Genomic DNA, 16052 nt, shown 5'->3' on the forward strand with positions numbered 1-16052 from the left:
AAGTAATTTGGTCTACCAGACCAAAGGAAGTTTAGTTTCCTCTCCAAGTGGTTCTCTAAAAGTTCTTGCATCAATCCAACCCAATTTAAAAAAAGGGAAAATATTATCCAGGTTTTCTGGAAGTGTATTCCCGCTCAATTGTAGGAGAGTATTTATTATGGCATCAGGAACAGTAAAATGGTTTAACGAAAGCAAGGGTTATGGATTTATTGAGTCCGAGAGCGGCAAAGATCTATTTGTTCATTTCTCGGAGATTCAAGGCGACGGTTTTAAGACGCTTGCAGAGGGTCAGGCAGTCGAGTTTGTGGAAGGTATGGGCCAGAAAGGTCCGCAGGCCACTCAAGTAGTACCCAAATAAGAACCTTCGGACATCATCCGGCAGAGCTTTAGTTCTGCCGGAGTCCTTTCAGTTCCATATTTATGTAAAAGGGCTCGGCTATCTGACCGGGCCCTTTTTCTTTTCCTTGAATAATCCCCCCTACGTTTCAAATATTTAAAAAACACTTTATGCTCTCAATTTCGCTCTCATATATAAAACGCAACTGGCTTGGCAACATACGTAATGACGTGCTTGCGGGCATGGTTGTCGCGCTGGCTCTTATTCCTGAAGCCATTGCATTCTCTATTATCGCCGGTGTAGACCCCAAAGTTGGTTTGTATGCTTCCTTCTGTATGGCGGTTGTCATTGCATTTGTCGGTGGCCGTTCGGGCATGATTTCTGCCGCAACGGGCGCCATGGCCCTGGTCATGGTCTCACTTGTGAAGGAGCACGGGCTGGAATACCTGCTTGCCGCAACCATTCTGACAGGATTTTTGCAAATTCTCGCGGGGTTTTTCCGCTTAGGCTCGTTGATGCGGTTTGTATCGCGTTCCGTGGTGACAGGGTTTGTGAATGCGCTGGCTATTCTTATTTTTATGGCACAGCTTCCCGAATTCAAAGGCGCGGGCCTGCAAATGTACGGCATGGTTGCTCTGGGGCTGGCAATTATTTATATCTTCCCGCGCTTCTCAAAGGCCGTTCCTTCACCCCTGGTCAGCATCATGACACTCACTGTGATCAGTATCTATTTCGGCATGGATTTGCGCACTGTGGGCGATATGGGCGAACTTCCTTCGACATTTCCGATTTTTCTACTGCCCGACATACCGCTCAATCTGGACACTTTGAGAATTATTTTGCCCTACTCACTGACGTTGACAGCCGTTGGCTTGCTGGAATCCCTGATGACCGCAACCATTGTCGATGATTTGACGGACACCTCCAGCAATAAAAACCGCGAGTGCGCAGGGCAGGGTATCTCCAATATAGTGTCTGGCCTTTTTGGAGGCATGGCGGGTTGCGCGATGATCGGGCAATCGGTGATCAATATTAAATCCGGTGGCCGTGGCCGCCTGTCGACGCTTTTCGCCGGTCTTTTTCTTTTATTCCTGCTTTTAGTGGTCGGGGATTGGGTTCGCCAGATTCCGATGGCCGCTCTCGTTGCCGTCATGATAATGGTGTCGATTGGAACATTTAGCTGGTCGTCCTTTAAAAACCTGAAAACCCATCCTAAAACCTCCAGCCTCGTCATGATCGCAACGGTCGTGGTTGTAGTACTTACCCATGATTTGGCCATTGGTGTCTTTGTCGGCGTTTTAACGAGCGCGCTTTTCTTCGCTCGTAAGGTATCGCGGTTGCTGAAAATTGAATCTCAATTGTCAGAGGATCACGAGAAACGCACCTATACCGTGTATGGGCAGGTCTTTTTTGCCTCCGCTGAAACCTTCTCTAACTCCTTCGATTTCAAGGAAGTCATTGAACATGTCAGCATTGATGTCAGCGCCGCTCATTTTTGGGACTTGTCTGCAGTCGGTGCGTTGGATAAAGTTGTCATGAAATTTCGTCGCGAGGGAACGACCGTGCAGCTGGTCGGTATGAATGTGGCCAGTGCTACAATTGTGGATCGTCTGGCAGTGCACGACAAGCCAGACGCGCTTGAACTCATGCTCAAACATTAAGAGGCGGGAAGAATGGCCAAGCTATTAGTATGTATCGATGGATCGGTTTATGCGGATAATCTCTGTACCTATGCCGCCTGGGTTGCCAAACGCATCAATGCCGAAATTGATCTTCTTCATGTTTTGCGCCGCACGTCCGACTATCAGGCACCGACAGACCATACCGGCATAATAGGTCTTGATGCGCGCAGTGAGCTACTGGAAGAATTGACAAGAGTGGATGAAGAGCGTGGCCGTCTGGACCAGAAAAAAGGCAAAATCATTCTTGAACATGGCGCCAATATTCTCAAAGAAGCAGGTGTCGAAAAGATAAACCTGATTCACCGGCGCGGCAGTCTGGTTGAAACCATTCAAGAATTTGAAAATTCTGTTGAAATGATTTTCATAGGCAAACGGGGTGAGCATGCAGACATGAACTCTGTTTTTCTAGGCGCAAACCTGGAAAAAGTGGCCCGCGCGATTCACAAACCTCTCTTTATCGTGTCTTCCGTGGTGCGTCCGATCAAACGCTTCCTGATTGCCTATGATGGCAAAGGCAGTGTGCGCAAAGCCATCGACTACATTACGAGCCAGCCCTTAAGCAAAAAAGGGCTGGAATGTCACTTACTGACGGTTGAGCGTGCCAAAGGCGATATAGATACATCGGAAGCCGAGCAAAAACTACGTAAATCAGGATTCACAGTCAGTCTCAAAGCGGAACAAAGCCAGCATCCCGATCAGGTGATAGCCTCTTACGTGGAAGACAATGAGATAGATCTTCTGATTACAGGCGCGTACAGTCATTCGCGCATGCACAGCATCTTGCTCGGAAGCACCACCGCATCCTTGATCAAGGCTTGCAAGGTACCGTTGTTATTGTTCAGATAAATTAAGATAGTCTGTTTTATCAGGATCAATGCCTTTGCAAGCCGAACTTTGTGCGCGGAGTCGCCAGCCTTAGCAGATAATCGACAAGCCGAGCGGCCTTCTGCGTTTCAGGACTATGTGCTTGTTGGTTATTCAAGACGTTGATTTTGCCCTGGAATAGTGGACACGAAGAAAGCGATTTATAATCATTTTTAGAGGTGCCCTTAAGATCAAACAAAAAAACCACCCCACGATTACCCCTATTTTTTCCAAATCAGAAGGATTATAAACCTCAGACAGTTTACCCTGAAAAGTCGGTTGTTGGGTGTGATGGCGGACTGGGTGACCACCGTAACCTTTTTGATGTTTGTATGGCCGCTGAACCTAACCCTTCTTTGAGCTTGCCGCTCTCTTTGATTTGCTGGTACCCACAAGGCGGGCACTATGTGAATCTGGCAGGAGAATATGATTACCTGGAAATGCCCTACTACCTGTCTCAGGATTTTGAAAACATGGGCCGAGATATCCACCCTACCCCAAAAGAAATCCTAGATGCCTACATCACCCCGCTCTTTTTGGAAAAGGCCAAACAAGCCGGTTTGCCGGTAGCCAATTCTTATCTCACCAATGGCTATTTCGAAGCGCCGGTGGTGATCGATCCGATCAACCCGTATATCATCAAAAGCCGGACCGTGCTCAAGCCGGGCCGAGAAGCGTCCACCACCCGGTCGATGACCCGCAACCATACCTACGCCATGTGCTGCCAAGAAATCCCTAAAGGGGCCAAGATCGTCCACTTCCGCTCGGTATTGGGCTGGTGTAAAGCCAAGCGGTTTCAAAGGGCTTCCCAGGCGATTTGGGACCTGTACCGCATCCCGCTGGCAAAGGTGCGGATGTTTGCGCTGCCCGATGGAACACTGCTGTTCAGCGACCTCGGACCCCTGCGCTTCGCTAGTTTAGGGGTTTATGAACGACACTACTTAGAATCAAAGGTCGAATGGCAAAGATAGGGATTTATGTGGAGCGCAACACCATCTCCAAAGGAGATCAAATGGCCGCGATCATGCGCTTTTCCCACCACGCCCAAAGGATGGGGCATCGGGCCGACTTTTTGTTTCGGGCCGATATGTTTAAAATTCCCGAGTACGACGGCTTGTATATCCGGGCGTTCACCGATCCGCTGAACTCCGCCTATGTAGCCGCTCGAACGGCCCAGATGCACGGGATTCGGGTGCTGGACGACCCTGATTCGATCTTGATTTGCTGCGATAAGGTCAACATGTACCGGCATCTAATGAACCGGTCTGTGCCCATTCCTGAGACCTTGTTTCTCGATGAAACCCAACTGACCCTGAGCTATGCCCAAACGGTCTTCGAGCAATTGGGCAATCCGGTGGTTCTTAAAGCCACAAACGGCTCTTTTTCCATGTATGTGGAAAAGGTGGAGAACGCCGAAGAGTTTGTGAAGGTCGGCAAAAATTACTTCCGCCGGGCAGACCGGATCGTGGCCCAGAGGTTTGTCCGTTCCGAATTCGATTGGCGGGTCGGCGTGTTGGGCGGGGAGCCTTTATACGTTTGCCAGTACTCGATCCCGAAAAAACATTGGAAGGTCGCCACCTACCAACCTGATGGCAAAACGATCTGCGGGCCGGTCAAGGCAATGAATATCGACAAGGTGGACCCTCATTTGTTGGAAGTGGCCAAAAAGGCGGCGGCGGCGATCGGCAACGGTCTGTACGGCGTCGATCTGAAGCAGGTGGGCCAGGAGTACGTGGTGGTCGAGGTCAACGACAACCCCACTATTAACGCCGGGGTAGAAGATTCTCAAGCACCGGACCTGTACGAACGGTTGATTCGGTATTTTGTCGAATGAAACGAAACTCGGCCGTCACTCTGCGTTACGGTAGGCCCGATGATCTTCACCAGTTGGCCGACTTGGAGCGGGCCGCTTTCCCAGACGATGCTTTTGAAATCGGCCTGATCGAAGAACTGCTGACCCAAAACCGGGCGACGGTGTTGGTTGCCGAAGATCAAGGACGGTTGGTCGGGGTGGTGTATCTGCTTTGGAAACGGCACCGTTTAAACAAGTATTGCCGGGTGTTTAGCTTGGCGGTAGACCCTTCGGCACGAAGCAAGGGCGTGGGTTTGGGCCTGATGAAAACAGCCGAGCAGGAAGCGAGGTTTCGGTCGGTGGCGAGGCTGACGCTGGAGGTGCGCCAGACCAACCTGTTGGCCATCCAGTTTTATCGAAAACTGGGTTATCGAAGGACCGGCAAGTTACGCGGGTTTTATCCCGACGGGACAGACGGTTTGAGTTTCGGTAAAAACCTGACCCTGGAAGATCAAACCCCTGGGAAATTTGGCTAATTCACGGCTATATTACGGCCAGGCACTCTGTACCCTATGCATGATTTTAGTCATTGCTTTTTGGCTAATTTAAGGCTAATTTATGGTCATGACATGGTCGCCTAAATATACGATTACCGATAAGCTTTTGCTCACAATCCGCGAGATTGGAGAAGCGACTGGCGAAATCAAAAGCTTCAACCTCACAGGCAAAGCGCTGGCAAGGCTGGAACTGGAAGCTGAGGCACTATCTTCCTACGCTTCCACCAGTATTGAAGGCAATCCATTGCCGCTCACCGATGTAAAACGCCTTCTAAAAAATAAATCTGCACATATACGTGATACGGAACGTGAGGTGCTTAACTACAATCAGACGCTGCAAACGGTCTATAAATCTGTAAGGTCAAAAGCGTTCAAACTGAATATTGCCACCCTTGAAAAAGTACAGGGGCAGGTTGTGGCTGGCCTGATGGATAACCCTGCGGATTGCGGCCATTTGCGCCAAGCTCCTGTTATTATCCGCAACCCACGAAAACCGGATGAAATTGTGTTCGTGCCGCCGGATGCAAAGGATGTCCGGGCGCTGACCTCCAATCTAATAGATTTTATCAATAAAAAAATCGGCAAGATTGATCCAGTTATTCTGGCAGGATTGTTTCATCGGCAATGCGTCATCATCCATCCCTTTATGGATGGGAACGGACGCACTTCCCGAATCCTGACAACTGCAATACTTGGACAAACGGGACTTGATCTTTTCGAGATTTTCAGCTTTGAAAATTATTACAATCAGAACATCACGCGCTACTTCAAGGCTGTGGGGCTTGAGGGAGATTATTACGAACTGAAAGAGACAGTGGATTTTACGAAGTGGCTGGAATATTTCGCAGACGGTATTCTGGATGAACTGCGGCGGGTACGCAAAGCACTTCCTGATAGTTTAGAACCGCAACCACGTCTTGAGCCACACCACCGTCAAATTTTGGAATATATTGATGCGCATGGCAGCATCACGCAACGTGAATATGGGGCTATATCCTCTCGTAGTCTTGCTTCCCGCAAACTGGACTTCGAAAAATTGCTGGATTTAGGCTTCATCGAAGCCAAAGGCACAGGACGCGGGACATATTACGTTCAGAAAACAGAAAATGGATAGATATTCATGACGCTAACACTTAATGCATTTCCTATCATATTTCCTGAAGATGCAAAGGTTGATAACTCCACAATTTCCTATAGTAGGTAAATCTGACATGCCAGGCGCTTATGCTCACATTACATTAGTAAATCAATTTAGAGAACCCAATCGTTTAGAAAGTATTGATGGGTTTTCGGATTAGGCCAATACTTCGGTTTTGGATTATTTCCAATTCTGCGAACTGGGAGTTGTCAGTCCAGATTATCCTTATTTAGCAATAGGGGATAATAGCGCAGAAAAATGGGCAGACCTTATGCATTATAAAAACACAACCCTGATCATCAAATTTGGAATAGAAGAAATAAGAAAATTGCAAGGCGAGGAACAAAGGAAAGCTTTTGCCTGGCTATTAGGCTACGCCTCTCATGTGGCAACAGATGTTACCATTCACCCTGTAGTTGAGCTAAAGGTGGGGCCTTACGCACAGAATAAAACAGACCATAGAATTTGCGAAATGCATCAGGATGCACATATTTTTCAAAGACTCAATTTGGGAGGGGTTGGGCTTTCTAACCATTTAAGTTCTGGAATTGGGGCTTGTTCGAATGAAAATGGAAAGGGCCTTGACCAAACAATTTGTAAATTATGGAGTGGATTGTTAAACCAAGCCTACCCTGAGGATTATCAATTGAATTTTCCTGACATGGATAAGTGGCATGATCGGTTTGAGCCCATAGTTGAATGCATCAGTGAAGCCGGGAATATGTGTTGATGCCATTTGCGCGGCATGTTGCAGTGAATTGCGGTTTAACCTATCCCTCAACAGATAACATTGATCCACAATATATAGAGGCCAAGGGCTTGGTGGTGTGTGTAAAAGGGACGTTAGGTTGAATAGACGGGGGGGAGTAACTTGATCTAAATGAAGTCAGGTAATGTATTGCAGGCAGACCTATTTAATAAAATTTCTTATGGGCTCAGTTAAATATTCTGTTTAAGTTACCATCAGAATGAGTCAAAAAAGTCTGAAGGATTTTACCAAGATGGAAAAATTATCCTTGCGTACACAGGACGGTCTTCCCCACGAATGTGGGGGTGTTTCCAACCCAGGGAAGGGGGTAAAAATGAAATTCGGGGATGGTGTAACTTCTAAAAATCAGGAACCTACAGTTCAAAAAGTTCGGGTTGTAAATTTACGTGAGCCATTATCATTTTGGTCAACAGCTTGGGCTGTAGCTTGGGGAATTATTTTTTCAGCGCCTTTGATGATTTTCTTATGGGTGATATTTGGTACTTTTTTATCATTAGTCTTGTCCAAGCAATTGGAAGGTAGGCAAAAGTATCCGGACACAAAGCGGACACAAGTGGGTGAATGAATGAAGGCGAGAATGGTTAAACTATTGAAAAATATGGTAGCCCCAAGGGGAATCGAACCCCTGTTTCCGGCGTGAGAGGCCAGCGTCCTATCCGCTAGACGATGGGGCCATATCTTTTGATATCTTTTTGTTCTCCGGCAAAGGCCGGTCGTAAACTGTTCCAGTGGGGTTAAGGATTTGAAGCGGTTATTGCTCATTAAGGGGATCACAGTCTCGCACCCACGGAGCGTAAGCTTTAAAAGCCCCCCTTATTCATGATCGGTGGACCGCCGCCTTTAGACCGTCTTTCTTTCTTTTTCTCTTCCCGGACCCGTTGTTCTTCTTCAAGGTTTCGCTTGTTCAGTTTGAAGATGAAAAAACACATAAGCGGGTAGGCGGGTATTGTCATGACTGCCCATGTTGCCAGAAACTTTCCTTGCGGAGACATGGGACTCGAATCTGCCGTATCGTTAAACCCTTGCAACCCGGTTATCAGTAAAAACAGCATCAGGCCGAACAGCATACCAAACAGGCTGGCAAGGGCCGTTTTGTGTGCCACTTCATTCATGTACAATCCAGAAACCAGGGGAAAATCAGTGACATAAGCGCCTAGAACGCCCAAAGTAGCCATAATAAACATGGCCGTCATCAGGAAATCCATGGTGGTTGCGCCTGTGGCCACGACCAGGTAAAAAGGTGCCCAAAGAGCTACAATAAACGGGTTGCGGTAAAAATTCATTTTGTTCTGTTTATGGGGGTGGAACGGTGTGAAAAAATGGCTCGGGCACAAGGGATCGAACCTCAATCTTCAGGACCAGAACCTGACGTCGTACCATTAGACCATGCCCGAACACTAATTCACTTGGAGTCTCGCCCATCATAAGTTTATATTATTTTGCTGTCAACAATTTCCTTCGTAAAAATGAGGGGTGTAAAATCGGTAACAAGTTGATAAGTAAAGGAGGGGTAGGGGATGCGGGTGATAGCAGGAAAAGCCAGAGGAACCCGGCTGGCGGGATTGAAGGGGGCCGATATAAGGCCGACTTTGGACCGGGTAAAGGAATCCTTTTTCAATAAAGTGGGGCAGACGCTGGAAGGCGAGACCTTTTTGGATTTGTTCGCCGGCACCGGGAGCATGGGGATTGAGGCTTTGAGCCGTGGGGCGGAAAAGGTCGTATTCGTGGAAAAAAATCATCAGGCGCAGAACCTGATTTACAGCAATCTGGAACGCTGCCATTTGGGGCCTGATGGTGTGGATTCCCAGGATAAAAACTGGGTTCTCCTGAAGCACGATGCCCTTCATGCTCTGAAAGTTCTTGATGAACGCGGATATAGCTTTGATATAGTGTATGTGGACCCGCCATTTGCCGATGATGTTTACGCGGATTGTCTGCTTGCCCTTTCCCGGTCGCGATTGTTGATGGAAGCTTCTCTGGTTGTGGTGGAGCATCATTCCAAAAAGGTACTGGAAAAAAAGTATGATAAACTGGCTTTTCAGGTCGAACGACGGTTGGGGGACTCCTGTCTGTCTTATTATCAGATAGCTTCCGGTGGAAGCGATTGAGAGTATAAATGGCTGAAAATAAAGAAAAAATAGTGATTGCGATGAGCGGCGGGGTGGACAGCTCGGTGGCCGCCGCCCTGATGAAGGAGCGGGGTTACGATGTGGTGGGGATTTCCCTGCAGTTGTGGAATTATAGCACCGATACCGATGAACGCTTCGGGACCTGCTGTTCGCTGGACGACCTGGGCGATGCCCGCCGGGTGGCGGATAAAATCGGGATTCCTTTTTATATATTGAACATGGAAAAGGAGTTTCAAAAAGAAGTCGTCGATTATTTTGTATCCGAGTACCTGCAAGCCCGAACGCCGATTCCTTGCACCCTGTGCAACCAGAAATTGAAATTCGATGAATTGATACAGAAAGCGGAGGCTTTCGGTTACCGGCGCGTGGCCACAGGGCATTACGCCTCCATCGTCACACATGCGTCGGGACGGTTCACCGTCAGGCGGGGGAAAGACCTCTCCCGTGACCAGAGCTATTTCCTGTTCAACTTGTCGCAGGATCAATTGTCCCGGCTGGAATTTCCCCTGGCGGATGTGGAAAAGACGGAAGTCCGCCGTCTGGCCAGAGAACTGGGGTTGAAAGTGGCCGATAAAGCCGAGTCGCGCGAAATCTGCTTCATTCCTGACAATAACTATCCCAAATTCATCGCCAAGCAAGTGGACAGCGACGTTTTCAAGGAAGGTAATATTGTCAACGACGCCGGCGAAGTGTTGGGCAAGCACAACGGTTACCCCGCCTTCACCGTCGGCCAGCGCAAAGGATTGAACCTCGGCGGGTTGAAAGAGCCTTTGTTCGTGACGAAAATCGACCCCGTGAACAACGAGATTGTGACCGGCCCGAAATCCGATTTATATCGCCCAGAATTTTTCACGGGCAAAACCAACTGGTACCTGCCACAAACGGATTCCTTCCGGGCAGACGTGCAGATCCGCTACCGTCATCAGGCCGCACCGGCCACGGTGACTCCGCTTCCCGGTTCACGGGCGCAGGTGGAGTTCGATGACCCGCAACTATCGATCGCTCCGGGCCAGTCCGCAGTGTTTTACCAGGACGATTGCATTGTCGGCGGCGGTTGGATTGAATGAAAGACGCATTAGAAGTCGCCGTGTCTGCGGCCCTCGCGGCGGGGAAAATTCAGCGCGAGCGCAGTCAAAATATTGGGAAGATCTCCCATAAGGGAAAATTTGATCTGGTCACCGAGGTGGATTTCCTGTGCGAGCAGGAAGTCATCCGCATCATCAAAAAACGCTTTCCCGACCACGAGTTTCTGGCCGAAGAATCGGGAGCCAGCCAAGGGCTATCTTCCTCCAGCAAGTGGATCATCGATCCTTTAGACGGCACCATCAATTATGCACACGGGTTTCCCGTTTATTGCGTGTCCATTGGTTTGGAGCATGAGGGTGAACTCATCCTCGGCGTGGTTTACAACCCGTGCATGGACGAATTATTCGTGGCGGAAAAAGGCCAGGGCGCTACTATGAACGGCAACCCCATTGCCGTTTCAACGATCCCCGAATTGAAAGACAGCTTGCTGGTTACCGGATTCACCCCGGAGGTGGTCCATTCGGACGATGACAATATGGGCCGTTTCAGTGATTTCATGAAGGCGAGCCAGGCCGTGCGTCGCCCCGGCTCTGCGGCGATTGATATCTGCTATACGGCGATGGGCCGCTTCGAGGGATTTTGGGAGTTGAAACTGCATGCCTGGGACGTCGCCGCCGGGATCGTCATCATGCGGGAAGCCGGAGGCACGGTGACCAGGCTGAACGGAAATCCCCTGAGCGTTTACGACCGGCAAATCCTTGCCAGCAATGGTCTGGTGCATGCAGAGATGGTTGAGATTTTAGCAAGATAGGTTGGGAAAAACCTGACAACAAATCTAGCTCGAAATCTTTGGCGGTTTGATCAGGTAGGTGTATCCGTTGAGCCCTTCTTTATACAAGGCAAGAAAATCATCCGCTTCTTTCTGGGTGAGATTGCCTTTTTCTACGCTGGCGATGAGAAATCCCGCTATCCGTCCCGCCAGCTCATCCGCACGGAACTGAACATAATCGAGAACGTCGGCGACGTCTTCCCCTTCGATGATCTGTTCGTAGTTTAAGGAACCGTCTTCATTCAGGGATACGTGAAAGGTGTTGGTGTCCCCGAACAGGTTGTGCAGGTCGCCCAGGATTTCCTGGTAGGCGCCGATCAGGAAAATTCCCAATTGATAGGGTTCTCCGGGCCTTAGAGAATGCACGCGCAGGGTTTTTTCCGTTCCGCGGTTGTTGCCGATGAAGAGGTCGATGCGTCCATCGGAGTCGCAGGTGAGGTCTTCCAGCGTCGCTTCGCGGTCCGGTTCTTCGCCCAGACGGTGAATAGGAATGACCGGAAACACCTGGTCGATGGCCCAGGAATCCGGCACTGATTGGAACACGGAAAAATTGCAGAAATATTTGTCCGCCAGTTTTGTTTTCAGGGATTTGATTTCATCCGGCAGGAATTTTAGCCGGGTCGCCATTTTATCCACCTTGCGGCAGATGCCCCAGAAGATGCGTTCGACCAGCGCCCGGTGTTCCAGAGAAATGATGCCCATGAGAAACCGGCTCTGGGCTTCTTCTTTCAGGTGAACCGCATCGTGCCAGGATTCGATGAGATTTTTGTTGGATGTGCTTTTGAGAACGTCAAAGATTTCGTGGACAACATCGGGGGCGCTCTCTTCGATTTTGGTCTGGTCGTTCCATTCGGGAAATGAGGTGACGTCCAGCACATTGACCACCAGCAGTGAGTGATAGGCGGTCATCGCCCGGCCCGATTCCGAGATGATATTAGGATGTGGCAGGTCATCTTTTTCGCAGATTTCCAACAGGTGGTAGACCACGTCGTTGGCATATTCCTGCACCGTATAGTTGGTGCTGGAATGGTAGGTGGACTTGGACCCGTCGTAATCCACGCCCAGACCGCCGCCGACATCGATGTGCTGGATATTGCATCCCTGCTTCTTCAGTTCCGAATAATACCGGCCCGCTTCCTTCAAACTGTTTTTAATGCGACGGATGTTGGTGATCTGGCTGCCCAGGTGGAAATGAATCAGTTTAATGCAATCGAGAATATCGTAATCCTTGGCGATTTTCAGGGCATCCACCAGTTCCATGGGGTTCAATCCGAATTTGGAGTATTCCCCTGCGGATGAGGCCCAGCGTCCCGACCCGGCGCTGACCAGCTTGATTCGCAATCCGATGTTCGGGCGCACCCCGACTTCTTTTGCGACCTGGAAGATCAGATCCAGCTCGTCGAGTTTTTCGACCACGATAAAAACTTGTTTGCCCAGTTTCTGGCCCATCAAGGCAAGCCGGATGAAAGGCTCGTCTTTGTAGCCGTTGCAGATCAACAAGGCCTCGGGGTTGTCCATGATGGCGAGGATAGCGTGGAGTTCCGGTTTGGACCCCGCTTCCAGGCCGATGTTGTAGGGGCGGCCAAATTTGACGATTTCTTCCACCACCTGCCGTTGCTGATTCACTTTGATGGGATACACGCCGTGGTATTGTCCCTGGTATTTATACTCGTCGATGGCGTTTTGGAAAACGGTGGCCAGGTTGGTGATGCTGGATTTGAGAATATCGGAAAACCGGAGCAGAACCGGCAGGGAATAGCCTTTGGCTTGAATGTCATCCACCAGATGCTTCAGGTCGATCACTTGCGGGTTGTTTGGCTTGGGCTGAGCCACCATGTGGCCCTGGTCGTTGATATCAAAATAACCTGCGCCCCAACCGTAGACGTTATAATGTTCTCGGGCATCCTCGATGGACCATTTCTGCATGACGGGGTTTCCAGGGAAAGGGTTGCGGATTGGTGGGCCAGACATAATGATAACAAAAGATTTAAAATCATGGATTTTGCAATAAATGTCAAACTAAAAACAAACCCTGGCAAAAGAAATTTTCTGCCCCGTCAAATTGTGATATAAATTTCCGGATACGGTTATAAATTCAGAAGTTGTAAGAGTTCCTCCACTTAACTAAAGTTCGCTTTCGAGAAAATCAATGAAAATAGAAAATGTCGATGTCCGGGACATTGCCCGTAAATTCGGGACTCCCGTTTATGTTTACAGTCTGGATACCCTGCGCCGGTCTATTGCCGAAATCAAGCAACTGTCGCCTGTGACCCGTTTTGCGATGAAGGCCTGCTCCAATGTGCGGGTTCTGCAGGAAATGCTCGATCAGGGCATCAAGATCGATGCGGTTAGCGTATTCGAAGTCAAACGCGCCTTGCGGGCGGGTTTCAAGCCAGCGGATATCTGCTTTACCAGCGATGTGTTTTTTAACTCGGACGACGTCCGGTTTTGCCTGGAAAACGATATATTCGTCAACTGCGGAACTCTGGGAATGGTCGCCGAATATGGGCAGGGGTGGCAGGAATCGAAGATGGGGTCGAATCGGATCTCCATCCGCATCAACCCCGGCGAAGGGCATGGGCACTCCAAAAAAACCAACACAGGTGGTCCTTACAGCAAACACGGAATCTGGCACGAAAATCTGGATGAGGTCAAGCGCATCGCCGGGACGTATGGGCTGATCATCTCTGGCGTTCACATGCATATTGGCTCCGGCGGTGACATGGAACATTTAAAACGCATCACCGGCAAGCTGGTGGAATTTGCCGAAGAATTCGACGACCTGCAAACCATCAATTTTGGCGGCGGCCTGCCTTATCAATACAACCCGGATCTGCCGCAGGAAGATATCTTCGGATATAAAGATATTCTCGCCGAACGCATGAAGGTTTTGAATGACTTCTTCGGGCGCGAGATCACCTGCGAAATCGAACCGGGAAGACGGTTCGTCGCCGGATGCGGTTACCTGTTAGGAGAGGTACGTTCGCTCAATCATACCTTTGAGGAAGACGGAACACGCCTGGACTATGTATTAACCAATATCGGGTTCTGCCATTTGATCCGCCCGATGGCCTACGGGTCGTATCATCCCATGTGGTTTGTGGGCGACGATCTGGGGCCGGAGCAGGACATCATCGTTGCCGGCCCTGTGTGCGAGTCGGGCGATGTGCTGACCCAGGAAAATGAAGAACCCGTTGCCCGCAGGCTTCCCATGCCAAAAACTGGGGATCTGATCGTGGTGGGCGGGGCAGGGGGCTATGGGTTCGTCATGTCATCCAATTACAACACCCAACCCCTCATACCGGAGGTGATGGTGGATGGCGACAAGCTCATCCTGACACGCCGCCGACAAACGCTGGATGACATTTTACAGGAAGAAACCGATGCGGCGCTGAGGCAAGGCCTGGGATGAGGTTGTTGCCGGTTGCGTTGTGGTCATAGCTCCCCTTCATTGAAGGGGTGATTGAAACCACCGATGAACCCACCCTTCGACAGCCTCAGGGTGACGGTTTGAGTGAGGGGCAAAGGTCATTTGCCGCTTAAAACAACCCATCCACTTTCTGCGCCATCTGTACGTCCGCCAGGGTGACGCCGCTGACTGTATGCGTCCAGTAGCGGACGGTGATGCGCTTGTAGTGGATGAAAATGTCCGGGTGGTGGTTGTTGGCCTCCGCTAACTCCGCCACCTTCTGCACAAAGGCAATGCCTTCCATATACTTGTGCGCGTGTTTCACTCGTTCTATGAAGGGAACGCCCTTTTCGTTTTTTCCGGTTTTCCACTCGGGAGCCATTTCTTTTAGTTTTGCTTTCAGCTCCGTTTGAGTGAGTGCAATTTTCTCTACCATTGAAACCCTCCTTTTCAATAACGCAGACCGCAGATCAAAAAACAAAACCCTTTTTCACCGCAGAGGGCGCAGAGAAAACCTTATATACCACCCTCACCCAGCCCTCTCCCATGAGGGAGAGGGATTCATTTGAATCAAAAGAATTCCTCGTAGCTCTGCTACGGGGTTTCCTTTCACATTCCCCTCCTTTCACATTCCCCTCCTTTGCAAGGAGGGGTTAGGGGAGGTTATAAAAAAACTACCTTTAAATACCCCGCCCCTTGGGGCGGGGATCATTTATTTTCCTCTCCTCCACTGGAGGAGAGGATTGAGGTGAGGAGGAATAATAAAATTTTCCTCTGCGTTATTGTCCATAGTGATTAAAGGGTATCTCTAAAAATTGACTAAATGCTCCTAATCGTCAATTTAAGGAGATGGTTTTGTTCTAGTGGGACAGGCGACCTGCCCTTAAATTTAAGGATAGGTCGCCCATGCCACTGACACAAGAAATCCTTGTACAATGTTCGATTTCCTGTAATAAACTAATTTTTAGCAGGTTGCTGAAAAACTATTTTTACAGCCCATAACTGTCACACAGAGCCTGTCGAAGTGTGAAAACAGCCTGTATTATCAAAGTCATACTTCGACAGGCTCAGCATGACAACAGTGGAAGTCCTCGTGTTTGGGACTTTTTCAGCAACCTGTTAGAGATTTCTTAAATTGATTTATCCTGTTGATCCTGTAAATCCTGTCGAAATCATTTTATTTTGGTTTTCTCTGTGTCCTCTGCGATGAAAATTTTTTATCTGTGTTTCCAGCAGTTTATTATTTGCCTTCCCGCACGATTTTTTCAAGCTTCTTCCTGAGGGTGATCGGGTGCACCTTGTAGACGAAACTTTCGACACCGTTGATGTTAACCACCGGGATTTTTTCCTTATATTGCTCGAACAGCTCCGGGTCGGATTCAATATCGATCATTGTTAGTTCGACGGAAAAATTTCCGATGACCTGCTCGACGATGGCCTTGGCTTCATCGCACAGACAGCAGTCGGTTTTGGTCAGAATTTCTATGGTGATGGGAGTTTGCATTGGAGCTACGAGTGGA

At 49.3% G+C, this 16052-nt stretch carries 17 protein-coding genes and 2 tRNA genes; 13 read left to right on the forward strand and 6 right to left on the reverse strand.

Annotated elements, in window-relative coordinates:
- Positions 1–157 precede the first annotated feature (157 nt).
- The 9 genes from O3C58_03675 to O3C58_03715 all read left to right on the forward strand — a co-directional run bounded on the left by O3C58_03675 (position 158) and on the right by O3C58_03715 (position 7704).
- Positions 158–358 (forward strand): cold-shock protein, encoded by a 201-nt coding sequence (locus O3C58_03675; protein ID MDA0690962.1) that lies wholly within the window; start codon positions 158–160, stop codon positions 356–358.
- 149 nt (positions 359–507) lie between these two features.
- Complete coding sequence (locus tag O3C58_03680; protein ID MDA0690963.1) at positions 508–1998, forward strand: SulP family inorganic anion transporter; 1491 nt, start codon at positions 508–510, stop codon at positions 1996–1998.
- A gap of 12 nt (positions 1999–2010) precedes the next feature.
- Positions 2011–2865: a universal stress protein gene (locus O3C58_03685; protein ID MDA0690964.1), complete on the forward strand. Its 855-nt coding sequence runs from the start codon at positions 2011–2013 to the stop codon at positions 2863–2865.
- A 350-nt stretch (positions 2866–3215) separates the two neighbouring features.
- The gene (locus tag O3C58_03690) at positions 3216–3854 is read left to right on the forward strand and encodes a RimK-like ATPgrasp N-terminal domain-containing protein (GenBank protein MDA0690965.1); all 639 of its coding nucleotides are present in this window, start codon (positions 3216–3218) and stop codon (positions 3852–3854) included.
- Complete coding sequence (locus O3C58_03695; GenBank protein ID MDA0690966.1) at positions 3842–4717, forward strand: RimK family alpha-L-glutamate ligase; 876 nt, start codon at positions 3842–3844, stop codon at positions 4715–4717. Before O3C58_03690 ends, O3C58_03695 begins: the two co-directional genes overlap by 13 nt.
- Positions 4714–5211: a GNAT family N-acetyltransferase gene (locus O3C58_03700; protein MDA0690967.1), complete on the forward strand. Its 498-nt coding sequence runs from the start codon at positions 4714–4716 to the stop codon at positions 5209–5211. Before O3C58_03695 ends, O3C58_03700 begins: the two co-directional genes overlap by 4 nt.
- Before the next feature lie 82 nt (positions 5212–5293).
- Positions 5294–6346 carry a Fic family protein gene (locus tag O3C58_03705; protein ID MDA0690968.1) on the forward strand — a complete coding sequence of 351 codons (1053 nt, stop codon included), beginning with the start codon at positions 5294–5296 and terminating at the stop codon, positions 6344–6346.
- Positions 6347–6545: 199 nt separating this feature from the next.
- On the forward strand, positions 6546–7100 hold the full coding sequence (locus O3C58_03710; protein ID MDA0690969.1) for a zinc dependent phospholipase C family protein: 555 nt from the start codon (positions 6546–6548) through the stop codon (positions 7098–7100).
- A gap of 238 nt (positions 7101–7338) precedes the next feature.
- On the forward strand, positions 7339–7704 hold the full coding sequence (locus tag O3C58_03715) for a hypothetical protein (protein ID MDA0690970.1): 366 nt from the start codon (positions 7339–7341) through the stop codon (positions 7702–7704).
- A 34-nt stretch (positions 7705–7738) separates the two neighbouring features.
- On the opposite strand, the gene O3C58_03720 is transcribed toward O3C58_03715, so the two are convergent.
- The 3 genes from O3C58_03720 to O3C58_03730 all read right to left on the reverse strand — a co-directional run bounded on the left by O3C58_03720 (position 7739) and on the right by O3C58_03730 (position 8533).
- Positions 7739–7813 (reverse strand) — tRNA-Glu (locus O3C58_03720).
- A 126-nt stretch (positions 7814–7939) separates the two neighbouring features.
- Positions 7940–8422: a hypothetical protein gene (locus O3C58_03725; GenBank protein ID MDA0690971.1), complete on the reverse strand. Its 483-nt coding sequence runs from the start codon at positions 8420–8422 to the stop codon at positions 7940–7942.
- A 37-nt stretch (positions 8423–8459) separates the two neighbouring features.
- A tRNA-Gln gene (locus tag O3C58_03730) sits at positions 8460–8533 on the reverse strand.
- Between the two features lie 123 nt (positions 8534–8656).
- On the opposite strand from O3C58_03730, the gene rsmD reads away from it, so the two are divergent.
- The 3 genes from rsmD to O3C58_03745 are packed head-to-tail and all read left to right on the forward strand — an operon-like array spanning position 8657 to position 11105.
- Positions 8657–9247 carry a 16S rRNA (guanine(966)-N(2))-methyltransferase RsmD gene (gene rsmD / locus O3C58_03735; protein MDA0690972.1) on the forward strand — a complete coding sequence of 197 codons (591 nt, stop codon included), beginning with the start codon at positions 8657–8659 and terminating at the stop codon, positions 9245–9247.
- Positions 9248–9255: 8 nt separating this feature from the next.
- Positions 9256–10335 (forward strand): tRNA 2-thiouridine(34) synthase MnmA, encoded by a 1080-nt coding sequence (gene mnmA / locus O3C58_03740; protein MDA0690973.1) that lies wholly within the window; start codon positions 9256–9258, stop codon positions 10333–10335.
- Positions 10332–11105 (forward strand): inositol monophosphatase family protein, encoded by a 774-nt coding sequence (locus tag O3C58_03745; GenBank protein ID MDA0690974.1) that lies wholly within the window; start codon positions 10332–10334, stop codon positions 11103–11105. The genes mnmA and O3C58_03745 overlap by 4 nt, the downstream gene beginning before the upstream one ends.
- A 24-nt stretch (positions 11106–11129) precedes the next feature.
- Here the strand turns inward: O3C58_03745 and speA are convergent, their stop codons facing one another.
- Complete coding sequence (gene speA, locus O3C58_03750; GenBank protein MDA0690975.1) at positions 11130–13049, reverse strand: biosynthetic arginine decarboxylase; 1920 nt, start codon at positions 13047–13049, stop codon at positions 11130–11132.
- A 223-nt stretch (positions 13050–13272) separates the two neighbouring features.
- Between speA and O3C58_03755 the strand changes: the two genes are divergently transcribed.
- The gene (locus O3C58_03755; protein ID MDA0690976.1) at positions 13273–14535 is read left to right on the forward strand and encodes a diaminopimelate decarboxylase; all 1263 of its coding nucleotides are present in this window, start codon (positions 13273–13275) and stop codon (positions 14533–14535) included.
- Positions 14536–14662: 127 nt separating this feature from the next.
- Here the strand turns inward: O3C58_03755 and O3C58_03760 are convergent, their stop codons facing one another.
- Both O3C58_03760 and O3C58_03765 read right to left on the reverse strand, forming a co-directional pair.
- Positions 14663–14968, reverse strand: a complete 306-nt coding sequence (locus O3C58_03760; GenBank protein ID MDA0690977.1) for a 4a-hydroxytetrahydrobiopterin dehydratase — start codon at positions 14966–14968, stop codon at positions 14663–14665.
- 804 nt (positions 14969–15772) lie between these two features.
- Complete coding sequence (locus O3C58_03765) at positions 15773–16036, reverse strand: glutaredoxin family protein (protein MDA0690978.1); 264 nt, start codon at positions 16034–16036, stop codon at positions 15773–15775.
- Between the last annotated feature and the right edge of the window lie 16 nt (positions 16037–16052).

Source organism: Nitrospinota bacterium, from assembly GCA_027619975.1.
Lineage (GTDB): Bacteria > Nitrospinota > Nitrospinia > Nitrospinales > VA-1 > JADFGI01.